This is a genomic window from Actinomycetospora sp. C-140, assembly GCF_054796175.1.
Map to the genome: position 1 here is coordinate 117,005 of NZ_JBTWNF010000002.1, position 19,289 is coordinate 136,293.

The 19,289-nt window shown below is 73.1% G+C and carries 17 protein-coding genes; 13 read left to right on the forward strand and 4 right to left on the reverse strand.

From position 1 onward, the window contains the following. Positions 1-77 precede the first annotated feature (77 nt). From ACR9E3_RS03575 to ACR9E3_RS03590, 4 genes are all read left to right on the forward strand, one after another. Positions 78-1,907 (forward strand): phosphoenolpyruvate carboxykinase (GTP), encoded by a 1,830-nt coding sequence (locus ACR9E3_RS03575; protein WP_460378562.1) that lies wholly within the window; start codon positions 78-80, stop codon positions 1,905-1,907. Between the two features lie 262 nt (positions 1,908-2,169). Then, positions 2,170-2,445 (forward strand): DUF3311 domain-containing protein, encoded by a 276-nt coding sequence (locus tag ACR9E3_RS03580; RefSeq protein ID WP_460378564.1) that lies wholly within the window; start codon positions 2,170-2,172, stop codon positions 2,443-2,445. Further along, positions 2,442-4,103 (forward strand): monocarboxylate uptake permease MctP, encoded by a 1,662-nt coding sequence (gene mctP, locus ACR9E3_RS03585; protein WP_460378566.1) that lies wholly within the window; start codon positions 2,442-2,444, stop codon positions 4,101-4,103. The genes ACR9E3_RS03580 and mctP overlap by 4 nt, the downstream gene beginning before the upstream one ends. A gap of 23 nt (positions 4,104-4,126) precedes the next feature. Further along, positions 4,127-5,299 (forward strand): alkaline phosphatase family protein, encoded by a 1,173-nt coding sequence (locus tag ACR9E3_RS03590; protein ID WP_460378568.1) that lies wholly within the window; start codon positions 4,127-4,129, stop codon positions 5,297-5,299. 42 nt (positions 5,300-5,341) lie between these two features. Here ACR9E3_RS03590 and ACR9E3_RS03595 read toward each other — a convergent pair whose 3' ends face one another. Beyond that, entirely contained in the window at positions 5,342-7,231 is a 1,890-nt protein-coding gene (locus ACR9E3_RS03595; protein WP_460378570.1) for a sensor histidine kinase, read from the reverse strand. Beyond that, positions 7,228-7,875 carry a response regulator transcription factor gene (locus ACR9E3_RS03600; RefSeq protein ID WP_460378572.1) on the reverse strand — a complete coding sequence of 216 codons (648 nt, stop codon included), beginning with the start codon at positions 7,873-7,875 and terminating at the stop codon, positions 7,228-7,230. Before ACR9E3_RS03600 ends, ACR9E3_RS03595 begins: the two co-directional genes overlap by 4 nt. 174 nt (positions 7,876-8,049) lie before the next feature. Here ACR9E3_RS03600 and ACR9E3_RS03605 point away from each other — a divergent pair, with 174 nt between their 5' ends. Both ACR9E3_RS03605 and ACR9E3_RS03610 read left to right on the forward strand, forming a co-directional pair. Then, on the forward strand, positions 8,050-8,427 hold the full coding sequence (locus ACR9E3_RS03605; RefSeq protein ID WP_460378573.1) for a hypothetical protein: 378 nt from the start codon (positions 8,050-8,052) through the stop codon (positions 8,425-8,427). 66 nt (positions 8,428-8,493) lie between these two features. Continuing rightward, entirely contained in the window at positions 8,494-8,886 is a 393-nt protein-coding gene (locus ACR9E3_RS03610; protein WP_460378575.1) for an ankyrin repeat domain-containing protein, read from the forward strand. 72 nt (positions 8,887-8,958) lie between these two features. Here the strand turns inward: ACR9E3_RS03610 and pntB are convergent, their stop codons facing one another. After that, positions 8,959-10,362, reverse strand: a complete 1,404-nt coding sequence (gene pntB, locus ACR9E3_RS03615; RefSeq protein ID WP_460378577.1) for a Re/Si-specific NAD(P)(+) transhydrogenase subunit beta — start codon at positions 10,360-10,362, stop codon at positions 8,959-8,961. Next, positions 10,359-11,909, reverse strand: coding sequence for a Re/Si-specific NAD(P)(+) transhydrogenase subunit alpha (locus ACR9E3_RS03620; protein WP_460378579.1), 1,551 nt, complete (start codon positions 11,907-11,909; stop codon positions 10,359-10,361). Before ACR9E3_RS03620 ends, pntB begins: the two co-directional genes overlap by 4 nt. A 262-nt stretch (positions 11,910-12,171) precedes the next feature. Here ACR9E3_RS03620 and ACR9E3_RS03625 point away from each other — a divergent pair, with 262 nt between their 5' ends. Genes ACR9E3_RS03625 through ACR9E3_RS03655 form a run of 7 tightly spaced genes read left to right on the forward strand, consistent with a single transcriptional unit; the run spans position 12,172 to position 19,288 of the window. Then, positions 12,172-13,221, forward strand: coding sequence for an LLM class flavin-dependent oxidoreductase (locus ACR9E3_RS03625; protein WP_460378581.1), 1,050 nt, complete (start codon positions 12,172-12,174; stop codon positions 13,219-13,221). A gap of 28 nt (positions 13,222-13,249) precedes the next feature. Continuing rightward, entirely contained in the window at positions 13,250-13,507 is a 258-nt protein-coding gene (locus ACR9E3_RS03630; RefSeq protein ID WP_460378583.1) for a hypothetical protein, read from the forward strand. 51 nt (positions 13,508-13,558) lie between these two features. After that, positions 13,559-13,849 carry a carboxymuconolactone decarboxylase family protein gene (locus tag ACR9E3_RS03635; RefSeq protein WP_460378584.1) on the forward strand — a complete coding sequence of 97 codons (291 nt, stop codon included), beginning with the start codon at positions 13,559-13,561 and terminating at the stop codon, positions 13,847-13,849. A gap of 50 nt (positions 13,850-13,899) precedes the next feature. Beyond that, entirely contained in the window at positions 13,900-16,035 is a 2,136-nt protein-coding gene (locus ACR9E3_RS03640) for a molybdopterin oxidoreductase family protein (RefSeq protein WP_460378586.1), read from the forward strand. Between the two features lie 48 nt (positions 16,036-16,083). Beyond that, positions 16,084-16,428 carry a molybdopterin oxidoreductase gene (locus ACR9E3_RS03645; RefSeq protein WP_460378589.1) on the forward strand — a complete coding sequence of 115 codons (345 nt, stop codon included), beginning with the start codon at positions 16,084-16,086 and terminating at the stop codon, positions 16,426-16,428. Positions 16,429-16,430: 2 nt separating this feature from the next. After that, the gene (gene nirB, locus ACR9E3_RS03650; RefSeq protein ID WP_460378591.1) at positions 16,431-18,980 is read left to right on the forward strand and encodes a nitrite reductase large subunit NirB; all 2,550 of its coding nucleotides are present in this window, start codon (positions 16,431-16,433) and stop codon (positions 18,978-18,980) included. Continuing rightward, the gene (locus ACR9E3_RS03655) at positions 18,977-19,288 is read left to right on the forward strand and encodes a Rieske (2Fe-2S) protein (protein ID WP_460378592.1); all 312 of its coding nucleotides are present in this window, start codon (positions 18,977-18,979) and stop codon (positions 19,286-19,288) included. Before nirB ends, ACR9E3_RS03655 begins: the two co-directional genes overlap by 4 nt. The last annotated feature ends 1 nt before the right edge of the window (position 19,289 follow it).

Here is a 19,289-nt window from a genome sequence, read left to right on the forward strand (position 1 = left end):
CTTTCCCCGAGGCGACCGGGGCCGCCTTCGCGGTCGCGGTGTTCGGCGAGTGAGCGAACGACCGACCGAGGAGACGCATGACTGCCGTTCCGACCATCCAAGGACTCGAGAACCCGCCGATCAGCCGCCGCGAGGTACTCGACTGGGTGGCCGAGGTCGCGGACCTCACCACGCCGGACCGCGTCGTCTGGTGCGACGGGTCCCAGGAGGAATGGAACCGGCTCACCGCCGAGCTCGTCGAGGCCGGGACGTACGTGCAGCTCGACCCGGACAAGAAGCCGAACTCGTTCTACGCCGCCTCCGACCCCGACGACGTCGCGCGGGTCGAGGAGCGCACCTTCATCTGCTCGGTCGATCCGGCCGACGCGGGGGTCACCAACAACTGGATGGACCCGGCCGAGATGAAGGCCACCATGACCGAGCTGTACCGGGGCTGCATGCGCGGGCGGACGATGTACGTCATCCCGTTCTGCATGGGCCCGGTGAACGCCGAGCACCCGAAGCTCGGCGTCGAGATCTCCGACAGCGCCTACGTGGTCACGTCGATGCACATCATGACCCGCATGGGTCCCGCGGTGAACGAGCGTCTCGAGGCGGAGGACTCGGAATGGGTCCCCGCGCTGCACTCGATCGGCGCGCCGCTCGAGCCCGGCCAGCAGGACGTGAAGTGGCCCTGCAACGACACGAAGTACATCAGCCACTTCCCTGAGAGCCGCGAGATCTGGAGCTTCGGCTCCGGGTACGGCGGCAACGCGCTGCTGGGCAAGAAGTGTTACTCGCTGCGCATCGCCTCGGCGATGGCACGCGACGAGGGCTGGCTCGCCGAGCACATGCTGATCCTCAAGCTGATCAGCCCGGAGGAGAAGGCGTACTACGTCGCGGCCGCGTTCCCGTCGGCGTGCGGTAAGACGAACCTCGCGATGCTGCAGCCCACCATCCCGGGGTGGCGCGCCGAGACGGTCGGTGACGACATCGCCTGGATGCGCTTCGGCGACGACGGCAGGCTCTACGCCGTGAACCCGGAGTACGGGTTCTTCGGGGTGGCCCCCGGCACCAACTGGAACACCAACCCGAACGCGATGCGCACGATCGAGCACGGCAACGCCCTGTTCACGAACGTCGCGCTCACCGACGACGGCGACGTCTGGTGGGAGGGCCTGGAGGGCGACCCCCAGCACCTCACCGCGTGGACCGGGGACGACTGGACGCCGGGCTCGGCCAAGCCGGCCGCCCACCCCAACTCGCGGTACACCGTGCCGATCTCGCAGTGCCCCGTCGTCGCTCCCGAGTGGGACGACCCGCAGGGCGTGCCGATCTCGGCCATCCTGTTCGGCGGCCGCCGCAAGACGACGATCCCGCTGGTCACGGAGTCGTTCGACTGGCAGCACGGCACCTTCATGGGCGCCACCATGTCGAGCGAGATGACGGCCGCCGCCAAGGGCGGCAAGGGCCAGGTCCGCCGCGACCCGATGGCGATGCTGCCCTTCCTCGGCTACAACGTCGGCGACTACTTCGCGCACTGGGTGAACGTGGGCAAGAGCGCCGACGCCACCAAGCTGCCGAAGATCTTCTACGTCAACTGGTTCCGGCGCGGCGAGGACAACCGCTTCCTGTGGCCCGGATTCGGCGAGAACAGCCGCGTCCTGAAGTGGATCATCCAGCGGCTGGAGGGCAAGGCGGCCGCGACGGAGACCCCGATCGGGCACATCCCGAGCGCCGACCAGATCGACATCGAGGGCCTCAGCGAGCCGCTGGAGGACATCGAGGCATCCCTGCGCTTCGACCAGGACGAGTGGCGCGAGGAGGTGCCGCTCATCGAGGAGTGGTTCGAGAAGATCGGCGACGCGCTGCCGACTTCGATGCGCGACGAGTTCGCGGCGCTCAAGCAGCGTCTCGGCGTCGGCTAGGCCGGCGGGCCCCGCCCGAACGACACGAACGGCGCTCTCGCTGCTTCCGAAGCAGCGGGAGCGCCGTTCGTTCGTCCGGGGTGCGCGCACTCGGCGTAGTCATGGCCGACGATCGGCGTGCAGCAAGGCCGCGCAACCCGAACGGATGAACGAACAGCGCACGATTGCGCACACAGCGCAGTATCCGTGCTTCACGTTCGCGTCACATTCGGCTTACCATCCCTGCGCTCTGCGTGAGGAGCCACGACGAGGAGGCCCGGCGATGACGACGTCCGCCCCACCACCCGGGGAGTCCCCGAACGCCGCGGAGGAGTCTCCGCCACGGGGCTGGACCGACGTGCGCTTCCGGCCCGTCAACCTGCTGCTGCTCATCCCGCTGATCTCGATCCTGCCGTTCCTGTTCAACAGCGAGGAGCCGACGCTCGCGGGGATGCCGTTCTTCTACTGGTTCCAGCTGCTCGTGATCCCGATCGGCATCCTCTGCACGGTCGCGGTCCACCGCCTCACCCGGCACGTCGACGAGGAGGGCGAGCAGTGAGCGGCACGCAGACCGTCGAGCTGGTCATCTTCACCCTGCTCTTCCTCGCCGTCGCCGCCATGGGCTTCCTGGCGAGCCGGTGGCGTCGGGCGGACGACATCAACCACCTCGACGAGTGGGGCCTGGGCGGACGGAAGTTCGGCTCGTGGGTGACGTGGTTCCTGCTCGGCGGGGACCTCTACACGGCCTACACGTTCGTCGCGATCCCGGCGCTGCTGTTCTCGTCGGGCGCGCTCGGCTTCTACGCCGTGCCCTACACGATCATCGCGTTCCCGCTGGTCATGCTGCCGCTGCTGCGGCTGTGGTCGGTCTCGCGGGTGCACGGCTACGTGACGCCGGCGGACTTCGTGCGCGGGCGCTACGACTCCCCGCTGCTGGCGCTGCTCATCGCGATCACCGGGATCGTCGCGACGATGCCCTACATCGCCCTGCAGCTCGCCGGGCTCGAGGCCGTGCTGCGCACCATCGGCCTCAACGGCAGCGGGTTCTGGGGCCACGCGCCGCTGTTCGTCGCGTTCGTGGTGCTCGCCGCCTACACCTACCAGTCCGGGCTGCGGGCGCCGGCGCTGATCGCGGTGGTCAAGGACCTGCTGATCTACATCGTCATCCTCGTCGCGATCATCTACCTACCGCTGAAGCTCGGCGGCTGGGCGACGATCTTCGACGCCGGCCAGGCGAAGCTCTCGCAGCCCTCGCCCGCCACGGGTCAGCCCGCCGGCTCGATCCTGCTCACCGCGAACAACCAGCTCCAGTACGCGACGCTCGCCCTCGGCAGCGCGCTGGCGCTGTTCCTGTACCCGCACTCGGTGACCGGCGTGCTCTCCAGCCAGAGCCGCGGCACGATCCGGCGCAACATGGCCGCGCTGCCGGCGTACTCGTTCCTGCTGGCCCTGCTCGCCCTGCTCGGCTACGTCGCGATCGCGGCCGGGGTGAAGCCGATCGTCAACGGCTCCACCGGGCGGGCGGACTCGAACACCATCGTGCCGGTCCTGTTCGACTCCCAGTTCCCGTCGTGGTTCGCGGGCATCGCGTTCGCCGCGATCGGCATCGGGGCACTCGTGCCCGCCGCGATCATGTCGATCGCCGCGGCGAACCTGTGGACCCGCAACATCTACAAGGAGTTCCTCCGCCGCGACGCCACCCCGCGCGAGGAGGCCCGCCAGGCCAAGCTCGCGTCGCTGGTGGTCAAGGTCGGCGCGGTGCTGTTCATCGTGCTGATCGACCCGCAGTTCTCGGTCGACCTCCAGCTGATCGGCGGCGTGATCATCCTGATGACGCTGCCGGCCGTGGCGATCGCGCTCTACACGCGCTGGTTCCACCGCTGGGCCCTGGTCGCCGGGTGGGTCGCCGGCATGGCGTGGGGGATGTACCTGCTCTACCAGATCCCCAACCCGTCGAACGGCAAGCAGCACTTCGGCGGCTCGGCGCTCGCGCTGGACAAGCTGTCGTTCTTCGGCTGGGCGCCGTGGGACGGCTCGAAGGTGCAGATCTACGTCGGGTTCGTGGCCCTGATCCTCAACATCGTCGTGGCCGTCGTCGCCACGCTCGTGCTCCGCGCCGCGAAGACGGCCGAGGGCCGCGACCACACCGCCGTGTCGGACTACCACGCGACACGCGTCCCGGAGTCCACGGCGCCGGAGACGGTCTCGAGCGTATAGATCAGGCCATACACTCCGGCCGCATGACCGAGTCCGCCGGCACCCTCGCCGACGTCTCGCCCTCGCTGGCGGCCGCGCTCGGCGTCGAGGGGTTCGACGACACCCTCGGCGTCGGCGCGGCCCGCGGCGTCGCGCTGCTGCTCGTCGACGGGCTGGGCGCGACGCTGCTCGACGCCCACGCGGAGCGCGCCCCGGCGCTCGCCGAGCTCGCGGCGCGCGGGCGCGTCCTCGACGCGGGGTTTCCGGCGACGACCGCCGTCAGCGTCACGAGCCTGGGCACCGGCCTGCCCTCGGGCGAGCACGGCATCGTCGGCTACAGCATGGGCGTGCCGCCGCTGGACGACCCGACCGCTCCGGCCGACGTCGTCCTCAACACCCTGCGCTGGTGCGCCCACGGCGCCACCGACCCGGTCGACCTGCGCCGGGAGCTGCCGCCGGAGCTCGTGCAGGCCGCACCGACGGTCCTGCAACGGGCGGCCCGGGCGGGGGTGGCGGTCGCGACGGTCGCCCCGGAGATCCAGCGCCGCTCGGGGCTCACGCGGGCCGCCCTGCGGGGCGGGCGGTTCCACGGGGTGTCGGCGCTGGGCGATCTCGGCGCGGAGGTCCTGGACGGGCTCGCCACGGAATCCGCCGAGGAGCGGACGTTCTGCTACGCCTACCACGGCGACCTCGACATGATCGGCCACGCGTTCGGGCCGGGCTCGCGGCCGTGGCTGCTCCAGCTGGCGGTGGTCGACCGGCTCGTCGCGGCGATCGCCGAGGACCTGCCCGCCGACACCGTCCTCGCGGTCGTCGCCGACCACGGCATGGTCGGCACCGACGCGGGCTGGCGCATCGACCTCGACACCACCCCGGCCCTGCTCGCCGGCGTGCGTCGCCTGGCCGGCGAGGCGCGGGTCCGGCACGTCTTCGTCGCCGACGGCGCACTCGACGACGTGACCGCGGCCTGGCGCGCCGAGCTCGGCGACGCGGCGTGGGTCCGCACGCGGGACGAGGCCATCGACGACGGCTGGTTCGGCCCGAAGGTCACCGACGCCGCCCGCGGACGGATCGGGGACGTCGTCGCCGCGGCACAGGGGAACTGGACGCTGGTCCGCTCGCGGATCGAGCCGATGGAGACCGCGCTGGTCGGGCACCACGGATCGCTCACCGACGCCGAACAGAAGGTGCCCCTCCTCCTCGCCCGAGGTGCCTGACGGCTTGTGAGCACTTCGGAGTGCCTGAGCACTCCGAAGTGCTCACGTGCCATCAGGCACCGGGATCCGCGCGTGGACCCGGCCGCCGGCCGGCGTGCCGCCGAGCTCGGCGAGCCGCTCCCGCATCGAGGTCAGCCCGACCCCGGGCGTCCACGGCGCCTCGGAGCGCCCGTCGTCGGCGACGAGCAGGTCGAGGACCCCGCCCTCCCGGCGCACCGTCACCGCGGCCGTCCGCGCCCCGGCGTGGCGCACGACGTTCAGCACCGCCTCCGACACGACCCGGTACGCCGCGACCTCGACGGCGGCGGGGAGCGCGCCGACGGCGTCGGCACGGACGGTGACGGTCGGACCGTCGGCGTCCTGCGTGACCCGCTCGGCCTGCTGGCGGACGGCGGCGACGAGCCCGAGCTGGTCGAGCACCGGGGGCCGCAGGTCGTGCACGAGGCGGCGGACCTCCCCGATCGCGCCGGCGACGTCCTCGCGCAGCGCGGCGAGCAGCTCCGCCGACCGCTTCGGGCGCGACGCGACGACGTTGCGGGCGGCGTCGGCGGTGTAGGCGACGCCGGCGAGCACCGGGCCCAGCCCGTCGTGGAGGTCGCGCCGCAGCCTCCGCCGTTCCTCCTCCGCGGCGAGCACGACGAGCCGGCGGGACTCCTGCAGCTCCTCGGCGAGCCGCGCGCTCTGCAGGGCGCGCGCGAGGGGCCCGGCCACGAGCCGCAGCACGGCGTCCGTGGGCCGCGGCAGCTCGCGGTGGTGCTCGGGGAGGCCGACGACGAGGTCGCCGACGTGGTCGTCGCCGGCGTGCAGCGGGATCGTCGTGACGGCGCCGTCCGCTGCTCCGGACGACGCCACGACCTCGCCGCCGTGCTGGAGGGCGACCGACGGGAGGTCGACCGAGGACCGCAGCGCGTCCAGCCACTGCTGCGGGCCGCCGCCGCGCCGGAACTCGTCGCCCAGCGTCGTGACGACACCGACCGGGTCGGGGCGTCCCCCGAAGAGCACCTGGTCCAGGGTGTCGCGGACCTGGAGCCAGGCCGGGTGGAAGCCGGCCGCGACCGCGACGCAGAGCACGGAGGTCACGAGCCGCGACGGCGGCGCGCCCGTCAGCAGCGCGAGGACCGCTTGGCCCCCGACGAAGACGCCGAGGGCGAGGTCGACCATGACGACCGACGCCGCCACCTTCGCGATCAGGGCGCGCACGTCGACCGCGCGGGGAGCGAGGAGCGCCACGACCACCGTCACGGGCACGGCCAGCCCGCAGAGCAGCGTGAGCGTCAGCAGGACCGTGTCCGCGACGGTGCCGACGACCTCCTGGGCGGCGAAGACGAGGTGGCCCCCGACGACGGCCGCCGCCCCCGCGCCGAGCAGGAGCCAGAGGATGCGCTCGCGGTCGACGTCCCGGGCCCGGTCACTGCGCACCCACACCGCGGCCGTGACCGCCACGAGGACCACGATGGCCGCCGGGAGCCCGGCCGGGCCGTCGGGGTCGGCGACGAGGACGGCGCCCCCGACCACCACGACGCCGGCGGCCACCCGGCCGACGAGGTGCTCGAGACGCCCGGACGGGAACGTCAGCGCGAACCCGGGCAGCACCAGCGTCAGGAGCACGGCCAGCCCGCGTTGCTCGAGCGGCAGGAGCGCCGGGTCGCGGTCGGCCGAGGCCTCGAGCAGGGCGAGCGCCAGCAGCGAGACGCCCGTCGCCGCCGTCCACCCGGCGGCGCGCCGGTTCCCGCCGCCGCGCCGCACCACCACGGCCGCCGCCACGCACGCCCCGCCCAGCACCAGCGCGCCGACCGACCACGCCGCGCCGACCACCGTCACCGGCGGCCGCACCACGACCAGCACGGTCGCCACGACCGCCGCGAGGACGCCGACCACGTCGACGGCGCTCGGGCGAGCGAGGGACCGACGCAGCACCGCGGCGCCGGTCACCCGGGGCCGCCCAGACCGGCGGCGCGGGCGGCCGCGGCGGCCTCGGCCCGCGTCTCGACGCCCAGCTTCGCGAGGATCGCCGACACGTGGTTGCCGACGGTCTTGGCGGCGAGGCCGAGCTCCGTGGCGATCGCCCCGTTGCGCCGTCCCCGCGCCAGGGCCGAGAGGACCTCGCGCTCGCGGGGGGTGAGCTCGGTGAAGGGCTCGGGGGGCGTCGCGGACAGCCGGGCGAGGACGTGCGCGGCCGCGGTGGGCGCCACGATCATCTCCCCGGCCACGACCGCGTGCACCGCGCGCCGGATCTCGTCCTGGTCGGCGCCCTTGAGCAGGTAGCCGCGGGCACCCGCGCGCAGCGCCGCCACCACGGTCTCGTCGTCGTCGTGCATCGTGAGCACGAGAACCGCCACCCCGGGGCTGGCGGTGGCGAGGCGGCGGCTCGCCTCCACCCCGTCGAGGTCGGGCATCTGGATGTCCATGAGCACGACGTCCGGCGCGAGCAGCTGGGCCTCGCGCACCGCCTCTCGACCGGTGGCGGCCTGCCCGACGACGTCGATGCCCTCGACCGACTCGAGCAGCGCGGCGAGCCCGCGCCGGACCACCGGGTGGTCGTCGGCGAGCACCACGCGGATCGGCGGGCTTGTCACGGCCCCGATCGTGACACCTCGTGGTCACCGTGTCCCCGTTCCGGCGGTCCCGGTTCACCCGGGAAGACGCCCGGCCCGGCCGGGACACCGGCCGTTGTGACCGGGCGTGCCCGGAGCGCACGCTCGTGACGTCGCGCCGCCCGGCGGAGGGCCGCGCATCCCCAGGGGGTCGTCATGAGCGCACTCACCACCCGAGCCAAGATCGGCTACTGGCTCGCCGTCGTCCTCGGCGTCGTCGACGTCGCCTTCCTCCTCGTGCCCCAGCAGCCCGACGGGCAGGGACCGCCGTGGGAGGTCACCGTCTTCTCCGCGGTGATGGGCGTGATCACGCTGGTGGCCGCGATCGTCGTCGCGCGGTCCGGCAGCCGGCCGGCCCTGCGGGTCATGGCCGTCGCGCGGATCCTCTCGGGGCTCACGGCCGTGCCCGCGTTCTTCGAGCCCGACGTGCCGCCGCCCTTCGTCGCCGCGGGCGCCGCGGTCGTCGTCCTCACGATCATCGCCGTCGTCCTGATGATGAGCCGGGCGCGCACGCCGGTGCCTCACGGCACGTGAGCACTTCGGAGTGCCTGGGCACTCCGAAGTGCTCACGAGCGCGAAGCGCACCTAGGGTCGGGCGCGATGAGTGAGACGCCACCCGAGGACGGGGTCCGCGAGCTCGCGACGCGGGTGTTCGACATGGCCCGCGAGGGCGACGCCGCGTCGCTCGCGCAGTACGTCGACGCCGGGGTGCCGGTGAACCTGACGAACGACAGCGGCAACACGCTCGTCATGCTCGCCGCGTACCACGGTCACGCCGACGCCGTGGCCACGCTCGTCGCGCGGGGCGCCGACGTCAACCGACTCAACGACCGGGGGCAGTCCCCGGTCGCCGGGGCGGTGTTCAAGGGCGAGGACGCCGTCGTGCGGGCTCTCCTCGCCGGCGGCGCCGACCCGCGGGCGGGTCACCCGACGGCGATCGACACCGCGCAGATGTTCGGCCGTCAGGATCTGCTCTCGCTCCTCGGGGCCTGAGGCGCACGCCGCGCCGGAGGTCGCAGGGCAGCGCGACGGAGGAGCGCTGACGTGCGCATCTCCTTGGCGCGACTAGAGCGCCTTGAGGATGTCCTCGACCCGCGTCTTGGCGTCGCCGAAGATCATCGACGTGTTGTCGCGGAAGAACAGCGGGTTCTGCACGCCCGCGTAGCCCACGGCCATCGAGCGCTTGAACACGACGACGTCCTTGGCCTCCCACACGCGCAGCACCGGCATCCCGGCGATGGGGCTGGCCGGGTCCTCCATCGCTGCCGGGTTCACGGTGTCGTTGGCGCCGATGACCAGGACGACGCTCGTCGCGGCGAGGTCGTCGTTGATCTCGTCCATCTCGAGCACGATGTCGTAGGGGACCTTGGCCTCGGCGAGCAGCACGTTCATGTGCCCGGGCAGGCGTCCCGCGACGGGGTGGATGCCGAAGCGGACCTCGACGCCGCGCTCGGTGAGCCGGCGGGTGAGGTCGGCGACGGGGTACTGCGCCTGGGCCACCGCCATCCCGTAACCGGGGACGATGACGACCGACGAGGCGTCGGCGAGCATCTCGGCGACGTCGTCGGCCTGCACCTCGCGGTGCTCGCCCTCGACGGCGGCCGACGTCCCGGACTCGACGCCGAAGCCGCCGGCGATCACCGACAGGAACGAGCGGTTCATCGCCTGGCACATGACGTACGAGAGGTACGCACCGGAGGAGCCGACGAGCGCGCCGGTGACGATCAGCAGGGTGTTGTCGAGCAGGAAGCCCGAGGCGGCGGCGGCCCAGCCGGAGTAGCTGTTGAGCATCGAGACGACGACGGGCATGTCCCCGCCGCCGATCGAGGCGACGAGGTGCCAGCCCAGCGCCAGGGCCACCGCGGTGATGGCGATCATCAGCCCGAGCGAGGGCGCGATCGTGAACCCGACGGTCAGGGCGGCGAAGGCCACGAGCGCGCCCAGGTTCAGCGCGTTCTTGCCCGGCAGCGTCAGCGGGCGGGACTTCATCCGCCCGGAGAGCTTGCCGTAGGCGACGATCGAGCCGGTGAAGGTGACCGCGCCGATGAAGACGCCGACGCCGACCTCGACGGAGTGGATGCCGAGCAGCTCGGGCGCGACCGTCGTCTGCGCCGCACCCTCGGCCTCGACCTCGAGGTAGCCGTTCCAGCCGACCAGCACCGCGGCCAGACCGACGAAGCTGTGGAGCAGGGCGATGAGCTCCGGCATGCCGGTCATCTCGACGACCCGCGCGCGCCAGAGCCCGATGCCGCCGCCGATGACCATGGCCACGGCGAGCAGCGCGATGGCGCCGGCGGTCAGCGACTGGGCGGCGAGCACCACGGTCGCGACGAGGGCGACGGCCATCCCCGCGATGCCGTAGGCGACGCCGGAACGTGCCGTCTCGTGCTTCGACAGGCCCGCGAGGCTCATCACGGTGAGCAGCGCGGCGACGATGTAGGCGGCGGTCGCCGCGGCCTCGGCACTCACGGGGCCGTCCTCTCCTGGGCGGGGCCCTTCGTGAACATGGCCAGCATCCGTCGCGTGACGGCGAACCCGCCGACGATGTTGATGCTCGCGAGCAGCACGGCGACCCCGGCGAGCACCGAGACCACGACGCCGTGCTGCCCGAACTGCAGCAGCGCGCCGACGATGACGACGCCGGAGATCGCGTTGGTCACCGACATCAGCGGCGTGTGCAGAGCGTGGTGCACCTTGCCGATGACGTAGTAGCCGATCACCACGGCGAGCACGAACACCGTGAGGTTGGTCGCGAGCTCCGCCGGCGCGAAGGCCGTGGCGACGAAGAGCACGGCGAACGCGACCGCGATCGCGGCGTAGCGGCGGGCCGGGGAGGCGGGCCGCTTCGGCTCGGCGACCGGCGTCGCGGCCTCGGGCTCGACCGGCGCCGCCGGAGCCGCGGACACCGGGATCGGCGGGGGCGGCCAGAGCACGTCGCCGTGGTGGGTCACCGTGACCGAGCGGATGACGACGTCGTCGAGATCGAGGGCGAGGACGCCGTCCTTCTCGGGCACCAGCAGCTTGAGGAGGTTGACGAGGTTGGTGCCGTAGAGCTGCGAGGCCTGCGTGGGCAGGCGCGCGGCGAGGTCGGTGTCGCCGACGATCGTCACGCCGTTCTCCGTCACGACCACCTCATCGGCGACCGAGCCCTCGACGTTGCCGCCCTGGCCCGCGGCCATGTCGACGACGACGCTGCCCGGCTTCATGCTCGCGACGTCGGCCGCGGTGAGCAGGCGCGGCGCCTGCCGGCCCGGGATCAGGGCGGTGGTGATGACGACGTCGACGTCGGCGGCCTGCTCGCTGTAGATCTCCGCCGCCCGGGCGTCGTAGGCCTCGGAGGTGGCGCGCGCGTACCCGTCGGTGCTCGCCTCCTGCTCGACCTCGACGGCGAGGAACTCGCCGCCCAGGGAGCGGACCTGCTCGGCGACCTCGGGCCGCGGGTCGGTGGCGCGCACGACCGCGCCCAGGCTCGAGGCGGCGCCGACCGCGGCCAGCCCGGCGACACCCGCGCCGGCGACCAGGACCGTCGCCGGCGGCACCTTGCCCGCGGCCGTGACCTGTCCGGTGAAGAAGCGGCCGAAGCGGTGCGCGGCCTCGACGACGGCGCGGTAGCCGGCGATGTTGGCCATCGAGCTGAGCACGTCGAGCGACTGGGCCCGGGAGATGCGCGGGACCGCATCCGTCGCGAGGACGGTGATGCCGCGGCGCGCGAGGTCCGCGAGCAGGTCCGGGTTCCGGGCCGGGCCGACCATCGCGATGAGCGTCGTGCCCGCGGCCATCCGGTCGAGATTCTCCGTGTCGGGCGTGCGCAGCGCGAGCACCACGTCGGCCGACCAGGGGTCGCCGATCTCGGCCCCGGCCTCCGCGTACGCGGTGTCGGTGAAGCTCGCCCGCTCCCCCGCGCCCGGCTCAACGACGACCGTCGCCCCCAGGTTGGTCAGACCCACCACCGTGGCCGGCGTCGCCGCCACGCGGGTCTCGTGGTCCCCGGACTCCCGGGGCACGCCGATCCGCACCGTCGTGCTCCCTCTCCCGACCGGCGCCATCGCCGGAACCGCCGGTCGGGGCTCGCCCGCTGACCGGTCGCAGTGAACCTTAGTCCCGGCGGGTGAGTCCGCTCGGGAGTGGGCTGTCTCACCCTGAGACGGAGTGTGATCCGCGTCAGGTCCGGGTGCGCGGTGTGTCAGCGAAGTGCCGTCACGGACGCTCAGTGTCCGTAACGGCACTTCGCTGACACCACCCGGAATCACGCGCGGCCGACGGAACGTTGCTCCGGACATGCGCGATCTCGACCTCTCGGTCCTCGACCTCTCCCCGGTGCCCTCCGGTACGCCGACCTCGGCGGCCCTGCGCGAGACCGTGGAGCTCGGGCAGACCGTCGAGCGCGCCGGGTACCGCCGCATGTGGCTCGCCGAGCACCACGGCATCCCGAGCGTCGCGAGCTCCAGCCCCGAGATCCTCATCGGCGCGGTCGCCGGCGCCACGAGCACGCTGCGCGTCGGCTCCGGCGGGATCATGCTGCCGAACCACTCGCCGCTCAAGGTCGCCGAGACGTTCCGGGCGCTGGCGGGCCTCTATCCGGACCGCATCGACCTCGGCCTCGGCCGCGCTCCCGGGACCGATCCGCGCACGGCGATCGCGCTGCGCCGCAGCCGCGAGGCCCTGACCGCGGACGACTTCCCCGAGCAGTTCGCCGAGCTCCGCGGCTACGTCGACGGCCTGCCCGCCGACCACCCGTTCGCCGGCATCGTCGCGATCCCCGACGACATCCCGCTGCCGCCGGTGTGGATCCTCGCCTCGAGCTACTACGGCGGGCAGGCCGCGGCGGCGTTCGGCACCGGGTTCGCCTACGCCGGGCACTTCGGTGGCGCCGACCCGGCCGAGGCCACCCGCATCTACCGCCAGCAGTTCCGCCCCAGCGACGCCGCCGGCGCCCAGGACCCGCACGTCATCCTCGCGGCGGCCGTGATGTGCCACGAGGACCCGGAACGCGCCCGCGCGATGGGCCGCGCCCACGCCCTGTCGATGGCGCGCCTGCGCACCGGCAACCCCGGGCCGCTGCCGAGCCCCGAGGAGGCCACCGCGCACGACTGGAGCCCGGTGGAGCGCCAGGTCGAGCAGGCGATGGCCCCGAAGATGACCGCCGGCACGCCCGCGGAGGTCCGCGACGCCCTCGAGCGGCGGGCCCGGGATGCCGACGCCGACGAGATCATGATCGTGACGCCGATCCACGACGCCGCGGAGCGGCGCCGGTCCTACGAGCTGATCGCCCGGGAGTTCGGCCTGTCCAGCCCGCAGGGCGCCGCGGCGTCGCTCGCCCAGGTGTAGCGCCCCGGCACCGGGGCACCCGGCCTGCATGGCCCGCATCCCGCTGCCGGACCCCGACGACCCGGACGCCGACCCCGAGGCCCGCGAGGCGCTCGCCGCGTTGAAGGAGCGCCGGGACATGCCCGCGCTGCGCAACGTGCAGCGGGCGATGGCCAACCACCCGCAAGCGATGGAGCAGTTCTACGCTCTCGCCGACACGGTGTACTTCCGGAACTCGCTGCCGACCGACCGGCTGCGCGAGCTGCCGTACCTGACCAGCGCGGTCGCCAACCGGTGCTTCTATTGAACGCCGACGCACGTGGTGCTCGGTCGAGCATCCGGACTGACCGACGACGAGATGTCGCGTCTCCTCGACGACCCGCTGCCGGCGGGGATGTTCTCCGCCGCCGAGGAGGCGGTGATCCGCTACGCCCGCGCGTCCACGTGGATGCAGACGATCACCGACGAGATGTGGGCCGACCTCCGGGCGCACTTCGACACGAAGCAGATCGTCGAGATCTCGTTCACCGTCGGGCTGGACCAGCTGGTCAGCCGCTTCCACGCGACGGTGCACACCGACGTCGACGACACCACCGCCGAGGCGACGGGCTCCTCCTGCGCGGTGTCGATCCCGCCACCCCCGACATGACGTAGCGCCCGCGTAACAGCCCGGAAACGGCGCGCCCGCAGCGTGGGGGCATGGCCGGGCCCCACCTGCCGATCTCCGGATCGGCGCCCGAGCAGGGCGTCAGCACCCACTGCCCGTACTGCTCGCTGCAGTGTGCGATGACGCTGACCCCGCGCGAGCACGGCGCGGGGCCGGTGCTCGAGGTGGCGGGCGCGCCGTTCCCCACCAACCGCGGCGGGCTGTGCGAGAAGGGCCTCTCCGCGGCCGAGCTGCTCACCCACCCCGACCGCCTGACGACCCCGCTGGTGCGGGACGCGCGGAACGACCCGTTCCGGGCGGCGACCTGGGACGAGGCGCTCCAGCGGATCGCCGACGGCCTCACCGTCGCCCAGGAGCGGTTCGGCCCGGACGCCGCCGGGCTCTTCGGCGGCGGGGGCATGACCAACGAGAAGGCCTACCAGGCCGGCAAGTTCGTCCGCGTCGCCCTGCGCAGCGCCTCGATCGACTACAACGGCCGCTTCTGCATGTCCTCGGCCGCCGCGGCCGCGACCAAGGCCTTCGGCGTCGACCGCGGGATGCCGTTCCCGCTCTCCGACATCGCCCGCGCGGACACCGTCCTGCTCGTCGGCTCCAACCCCGCCGACGTCATGCCCCCGGCGATGCGCTGGTTCGCCGCCGGCCGCGAGCGCGGCGCGCAGCACCTCGTCGTCGACCCCCGCTACACCGCCACCGCGGCCGCGTCCGACGTCCACCTGCAGCCGGTGCCGGGCACCGACCTGGCGCTCGCCCACGGGCTGCTGCACCTCGCGGTGAAGCACCGCCTGGTCGACACCGCCTACATCGCCGAGCGCACCACCGGCTGGCCCGCCCTCCAGCGGGCGCTGCGGCAGTACTGGCCCGACCGCGTCGAGCGCATCACGGGCGTCCCGGTGCGCGTGATGGAGCGCGCGGTGCGCATGCTCGCCGCGTCCCGCGCCACGATCATCCTGTCCGGCCGCGGCGCCGAGCAGCACGCCTCGGGCTCGGACACCGCGCTGGCCTGGATCAACCTCGCGCTCGCGCTGGGTCTGCCGGGCCGCCCGAACGCCGGCTGGGCGACGATGACCGGCCAGGGCAACGGTCAGGGCGGCCGCGAGCACGGGCAGAAGGCCGACCAGCTGCCCGGCTACCGGATGCTCGCCGACCCCGCCGCCCGCGAGCACGTCGCCGGTGTGTGGGGCGTCGATCCCGACGAGCTTCCGCAGCCCGGGGTCTCCGCGTACGAGATGCTCGACCGCCTCGGCACCGACGGCGGCGTCCGCGCCCTGATGGTCATGGCGTCCAACGTCGCCGTGTCCGCGCCGCGCGCCGCCCACGTCCGCGAGCGCCTCCGGTCCCTGGACTTCCTCGCGGTCTCCGACATCTTCCTGTCCGAGACCGCCGAGCTCGCCGACGTCGTCCTGCCCACCACCCAGTGGGCCGAGGAGGACGGGACGATGACCAACGTCGAGGGCCGTGTGCTGCGCCGGCGGCGCGCCGTCGACGCCCCCGACGGCGCGCGCAGCGACCTCGCGGTCCTCGCCGATCTCGCGGCACGTCTGGGTCGCGGGCGGTTCTTCGACGACGACCCGCGCACCGTCTTCGACGAGCTGCGCCGCGCCAGCGCGGGTGGCAAGGCCGACTACGCCGGCATCACCTGGGAGCGCATCGAGGCCGAGCGCGGGGTGTTCTGGCCGTGCCCCACGGAGGACCACGAGGGCACCCCGCGCCTGTTCCGTGACGGGTTCCCGACCCCGGACGGGCGCGCCCGCTTCCACGTCGTGCACCACCGCGACGCGGCGGAGACACCCGACGACGAGTACCCGTACCGCCTGACGACCGGCCGCAGCCGCGCGCACTACCAGTCCGGCACCCAGACCCGGCGGACCAAGGCGCTCCTCGACGCCGAGCCGGAGCCCGCCGTCGAGGTCCACCCGGATCTCGCCGCGCGCCTCGGCGTCGCCGAGGGCGGCGACCTGCTGCTGCGCACCCGTCGGGGCAGCGCGCGGATGCGGGTGCGGCTGACCAGCACCATCCGCCCCGACACCGTCTTCGCCCCCTTCCACTGGGCCGGGGAGCAGACGATCAACGACCTCACCAACCCGGCGCTCGACCCGGCCTCGCGGATGCCGGAGTTCAAGGTCTGCGCGGTCGAGCTCACGGCCGTCCCCACCACCACCGACCGCTGAGTCGATCCCCGTCGCTCCGCTCGCCCCAGGAGAGGACTCCTCCACATGATGACCACACCGCGCTTCCTGCAGGGCGCGTTCGCGTTCGAGGGGCAGGGCCTGGACAAGCCGGCGCCCCTGCACCCGTCGCTGGCCTACACCGTCCCGGAGGGCGTCACCGGCCAGGTCCTCTACGTGCGCGCCGGCAACTCGTCCGACGAGCTGGCGACGGTCGTGCTGGTGTTCGACGGCGCGCCGGCCCGCTGGCTGCCGGTCGGGGCCAAGGGCGACATGCACGTCTCGCTGCGCGTCGTCGAGGACCTCCTCGCGGGCACCACCGTCGAGGTGCACTACACCGCGCCCGCCGGCACGTCCGGCACGCTCGTCGTCGACTGCGGCCTGGTGGAGGTCTAGGGGTGACGCAGACAGCTCCCCGGCCCGGCACCGATCAGGAGGCGCCGTCGCGCGCCCGCCTCGTCGTCGTCGGCAACGGCATGTCCGGCGCCCGCGCGTTGGAGGAGATCCTCGCGCGCGGCGGCGGCGACACGTTCGCGATCACCGTCTTCGGCGAGGAGCCCTACGGCAACTACAACCGCATCCTGCTCTCGGAGGTGCTGGCGAACGCCGCGGGCGAGGCGGTGGACAACGAGGACGCCGACGAGGAGATCTACCTCAACCCGCTCGACTGGTACGCCGAGAACGGGATCACGCTGCACGCCGGCGTGCGGATCGTGCGCATCGACCGGCCGTCCAAGGTCGTGTACGGCGACGACGGGTCGGTGACGCCGTACGACACGCTCGTGCTCGCCACCGGCAGCCGCTCGTTCTTCCCGCCGATGGACGGCATGTGGGCCTCCACGACGCAGCTGACCCCGGGCGTCTTCGGGTTCCGTTCGCTCGACGACGCGACGGGGATGCTCGAGCACGTGCGCGAGCACCGGACGGCGGTCGTCATCGGGGGCGGGCTGCTCGGGCTCGAGGCGGCGGCGGGCCTGCAGGCGCACGGTGTCGCGGTGCACGTCGTGCACCCCACCGAGGTGCTGATGAACCAGCAGCTCGAGGCCGAGGCGTCGAAGGTGCTGCGCTCGAAGCTGCAGGACATGGGCATGCACATGCACCTCGGGGTGAAGACGTCGGAGATCCTCGTCGAGGACGGCCGCGTCTCCGGGGTCCGGTTCACCGACGGGTCGGACCTCGCCTGCGACATGGTCGTCGTCACCGCCGGCATCCGGCCCAACATCGGGCTGGCGATGGTGTCCGGGCTGGAGACCCAGCGCGCGATCGTCGTCGACGACACGATGCGCTCGGTCGACGACGACGACATCTACGTGGTCGGCGAGTGCGCCCAGCACCGCGGCGAGGTCTACGGGGTCGTCGGGCCGCTGTGGGAGCAGGCCGCCGTGCTCGCCGACGTGGTCACGGGGACGAACCCCGACGCGCGGTACCACGGCTCGCGGCTGGCCACGAAGCTCAAGGTCGCGGGCGTCGACGTCGCGCAGATGGGCGTGAAGACCCCCGAGCGGTCGTCCGACGAGTTCGTGCAGTTCTCCGAGACCGGACGCGGCGTCTACCAGACCGTCGTCATCCGCGACGGGACGCTGATCGGCGCGACGCTGGTCGGCGACGTCAGCAAGGTCGCGGCGCTGACCCAGGCCTTCGACAGCCGCTCGGCGCTGCCCGAGGAGCGCATCAAGCTGCTGTTCGACCTCGGGTCGGCCGACGACGCGACGTCCGCGGCGGACCTGCCCGACGACACGCAGATCTGCAACTGCAACGGGGTGTCCAAGGGCGACCTGGTGGGCTGCGTGCACGACGGCGCCGAGACGGTGTCGGCCTGCATGGCGGCCACCCGGGCCGGCAAGGGCTGCGGCTCCTGCAAGGGGCTCGTCACCCAGGTCGTCGAAGCGGCGCTCGGCGGGGCGGGCGCCGAGGACCCCGCCGACTCGTACTACGTCCCGGGCATCCCGCTGGACAAGCCGACGCTGATGCGGGAGATCCGATCTCGAGAGCTGAAGAGCGTCTCCGCGGTCTTCGACGCGCTCGTCCCGGACGGCAAGGACCACGTCGGCTCCAAGATGGGCCTCACCGCGCTGCTGCGGATGATGTGGCCGGACGACTTCGTGGACGAGCGCGACGGCCGGTTCATCAACGACCGGGTGCACGCCAACATCCAGCGCGACGGCACGTTCTCGGTGGTCCCGCGCATGTCGGGCGGCGTGACCTCGCCCGACCAGCTGCGGCGCATCGCGGACGTCGCCGAGAAGCACGACATCCCCATGGTCAAGCTGACCGGCGGGCAGCGCATCGACCTGCTCGGCGTGCCGAAGGAGAAGCTCCAGGAGGTCTGGGCCGACCTCGACATGCCCTCGGGCTGGGCCTACGGCAAGAGCTTCCGCACCGTGAAGACGTGCGTGGGCACCGACTTCTGCCGGTTCGGGCTGGGCGACTCCACGCAGCTCGGGATCGACATCGAGGAGCGCTACAAGGGCATCGAGGGCCCGGCGAAGATGAAGCTCGCCGTCTCCGGCTGCCCGCGGAACTGCGCGGAGTCGATGGTCAAGGACGTGGGGCTGGTGGCCGTCGAGGGGCGGCCAGAGGGATCGACGCGGTGGCAGATCTACGTCGGCGGCGCCGCGGGCGCGACGATCCGGAAGGGCGACATCCTGGCGACGGTCGACTCGCACGAGGAGGCCATGACGCTCACCGGCCGGTTCCTCCAGTACTACCGCGAGAACGCGAACTGGCTGGAGCGCACCTACGACTTCGTGCCCCGCACGGGCCTGGAGTACCTGCGGGCCGTGATCGTGGACGACAGCGAGGGGATCGCCGCCGACCTGGACGCCCGCATGCAGGAAGCGGTCGACGCGTACGTCGACCCCTGGGCCGCCGACCAGACCGAGCGGACACCCGGCCAGTTCCACGACGCGCTGCCGCTCGTGCCGCTGCCCCAGGTGCCCGCGCGATGACGAGCGTCGAGGTGCGCCTCGGACCGGTCGACCAGATCCCGGTCGGCGAGGGGCGCGCGTTCCTCGTCGGTGACGAGCCGGTGGCGGTGTTCCGTCCGCGCTCGGGCGGACTGCACGCGCTGCGGGCGATCTGTCCCCACCGCGGCGGCCCGCTCGCCGACGGGCTCGTCGACGGCGACGTCGTGATGTGCCCGCTGCACAACCACCAGTTCTCGCTGGTCGACGGCACCTGCGCGACCGGGACCGACGACGTCGCGGCCTACAGCGCGGCCGAGGAGGACGGCGAACTGGTGGTCCGCCTGCTCTGAT

Coding starts and splice junctions, on each gene's coding strand:
- ACR9E3_RS03575 (WP_460378562.1), top strand. CDS start 78: ATGACTGCCGTTCCGACCATCCAAGGACTCGAGAACCCGCCGATCAGC.
- ACR9E3_RS03580 (WP_460378564.1), top strand. CDS start 2,170: ATGACGACGTCCGCCCCACCACCCGGGGAGTCCCCGAACGCCGCGGAG.
- ACR9E3_RS03590 (WP_460378568.1), top strand. CDS start 4,127: ATGACCGAGTCCGCCGGCACCCTCGCCGACGTCTCGCCCTCGCTGGCG.
- ACR9E3_RS03605 (WP_460378573.1), top strand. CDS start 8,050: ATGAGCGCACTCACCACCCGAGCCAAGATCGGCTACTGGCTCGCCGTC.
- ACR9E3_RS03610 (WP_460378575.1), top strand. CDS start 8,494: ATGAGTGAGACGCCACCCGAGGACGGGGTCCGCGAGCTCGCGACGCGG.
- ACR9E3_RS03625 (WP_460378581.1), top strand. CDS start 12,172: ATGCGCGATCTCGACCTCTCGGTCCTCGACCTCTCCCCGGTGCCCTCC.
- ACR9E3_RS03630 (WP_460378583.1), top strand. CDS start 13,250: ATGGCCCGCATCCCGCTGCCGGACCCCGACGACCCGGACGCCGACCCC.
- ACR9E3_RS03635 (WP_460378584.1), top strand. CDS start 13,559: ATGTCGCGTCTCCTCGACGACCCGCTGCCGGCGGGGATGTTCTCCGCC.
- ACR9E3_RS03640 (WP_460378586.1), top strand. CDS start 13,900: ATGGCCGGGCCCCACCTGCCGATCTCCGGATCGGCGCCCGAGCAGGGC.
- ACR9E3_RS03645 (WP_460378589.1), top strand. CDS start 16,084: ATGACCACACCGCGCTTCCTGCAGGGCGCGTTCGCGTTCGAGGGGCAG.
- ACR9E3_RS03655 (WP_460378592.1), top strand. CDS start 18,977: ATGACGAGCGTCGAGGTGCGCCTCGGACCGGTCGACCAGATCCCGGTC.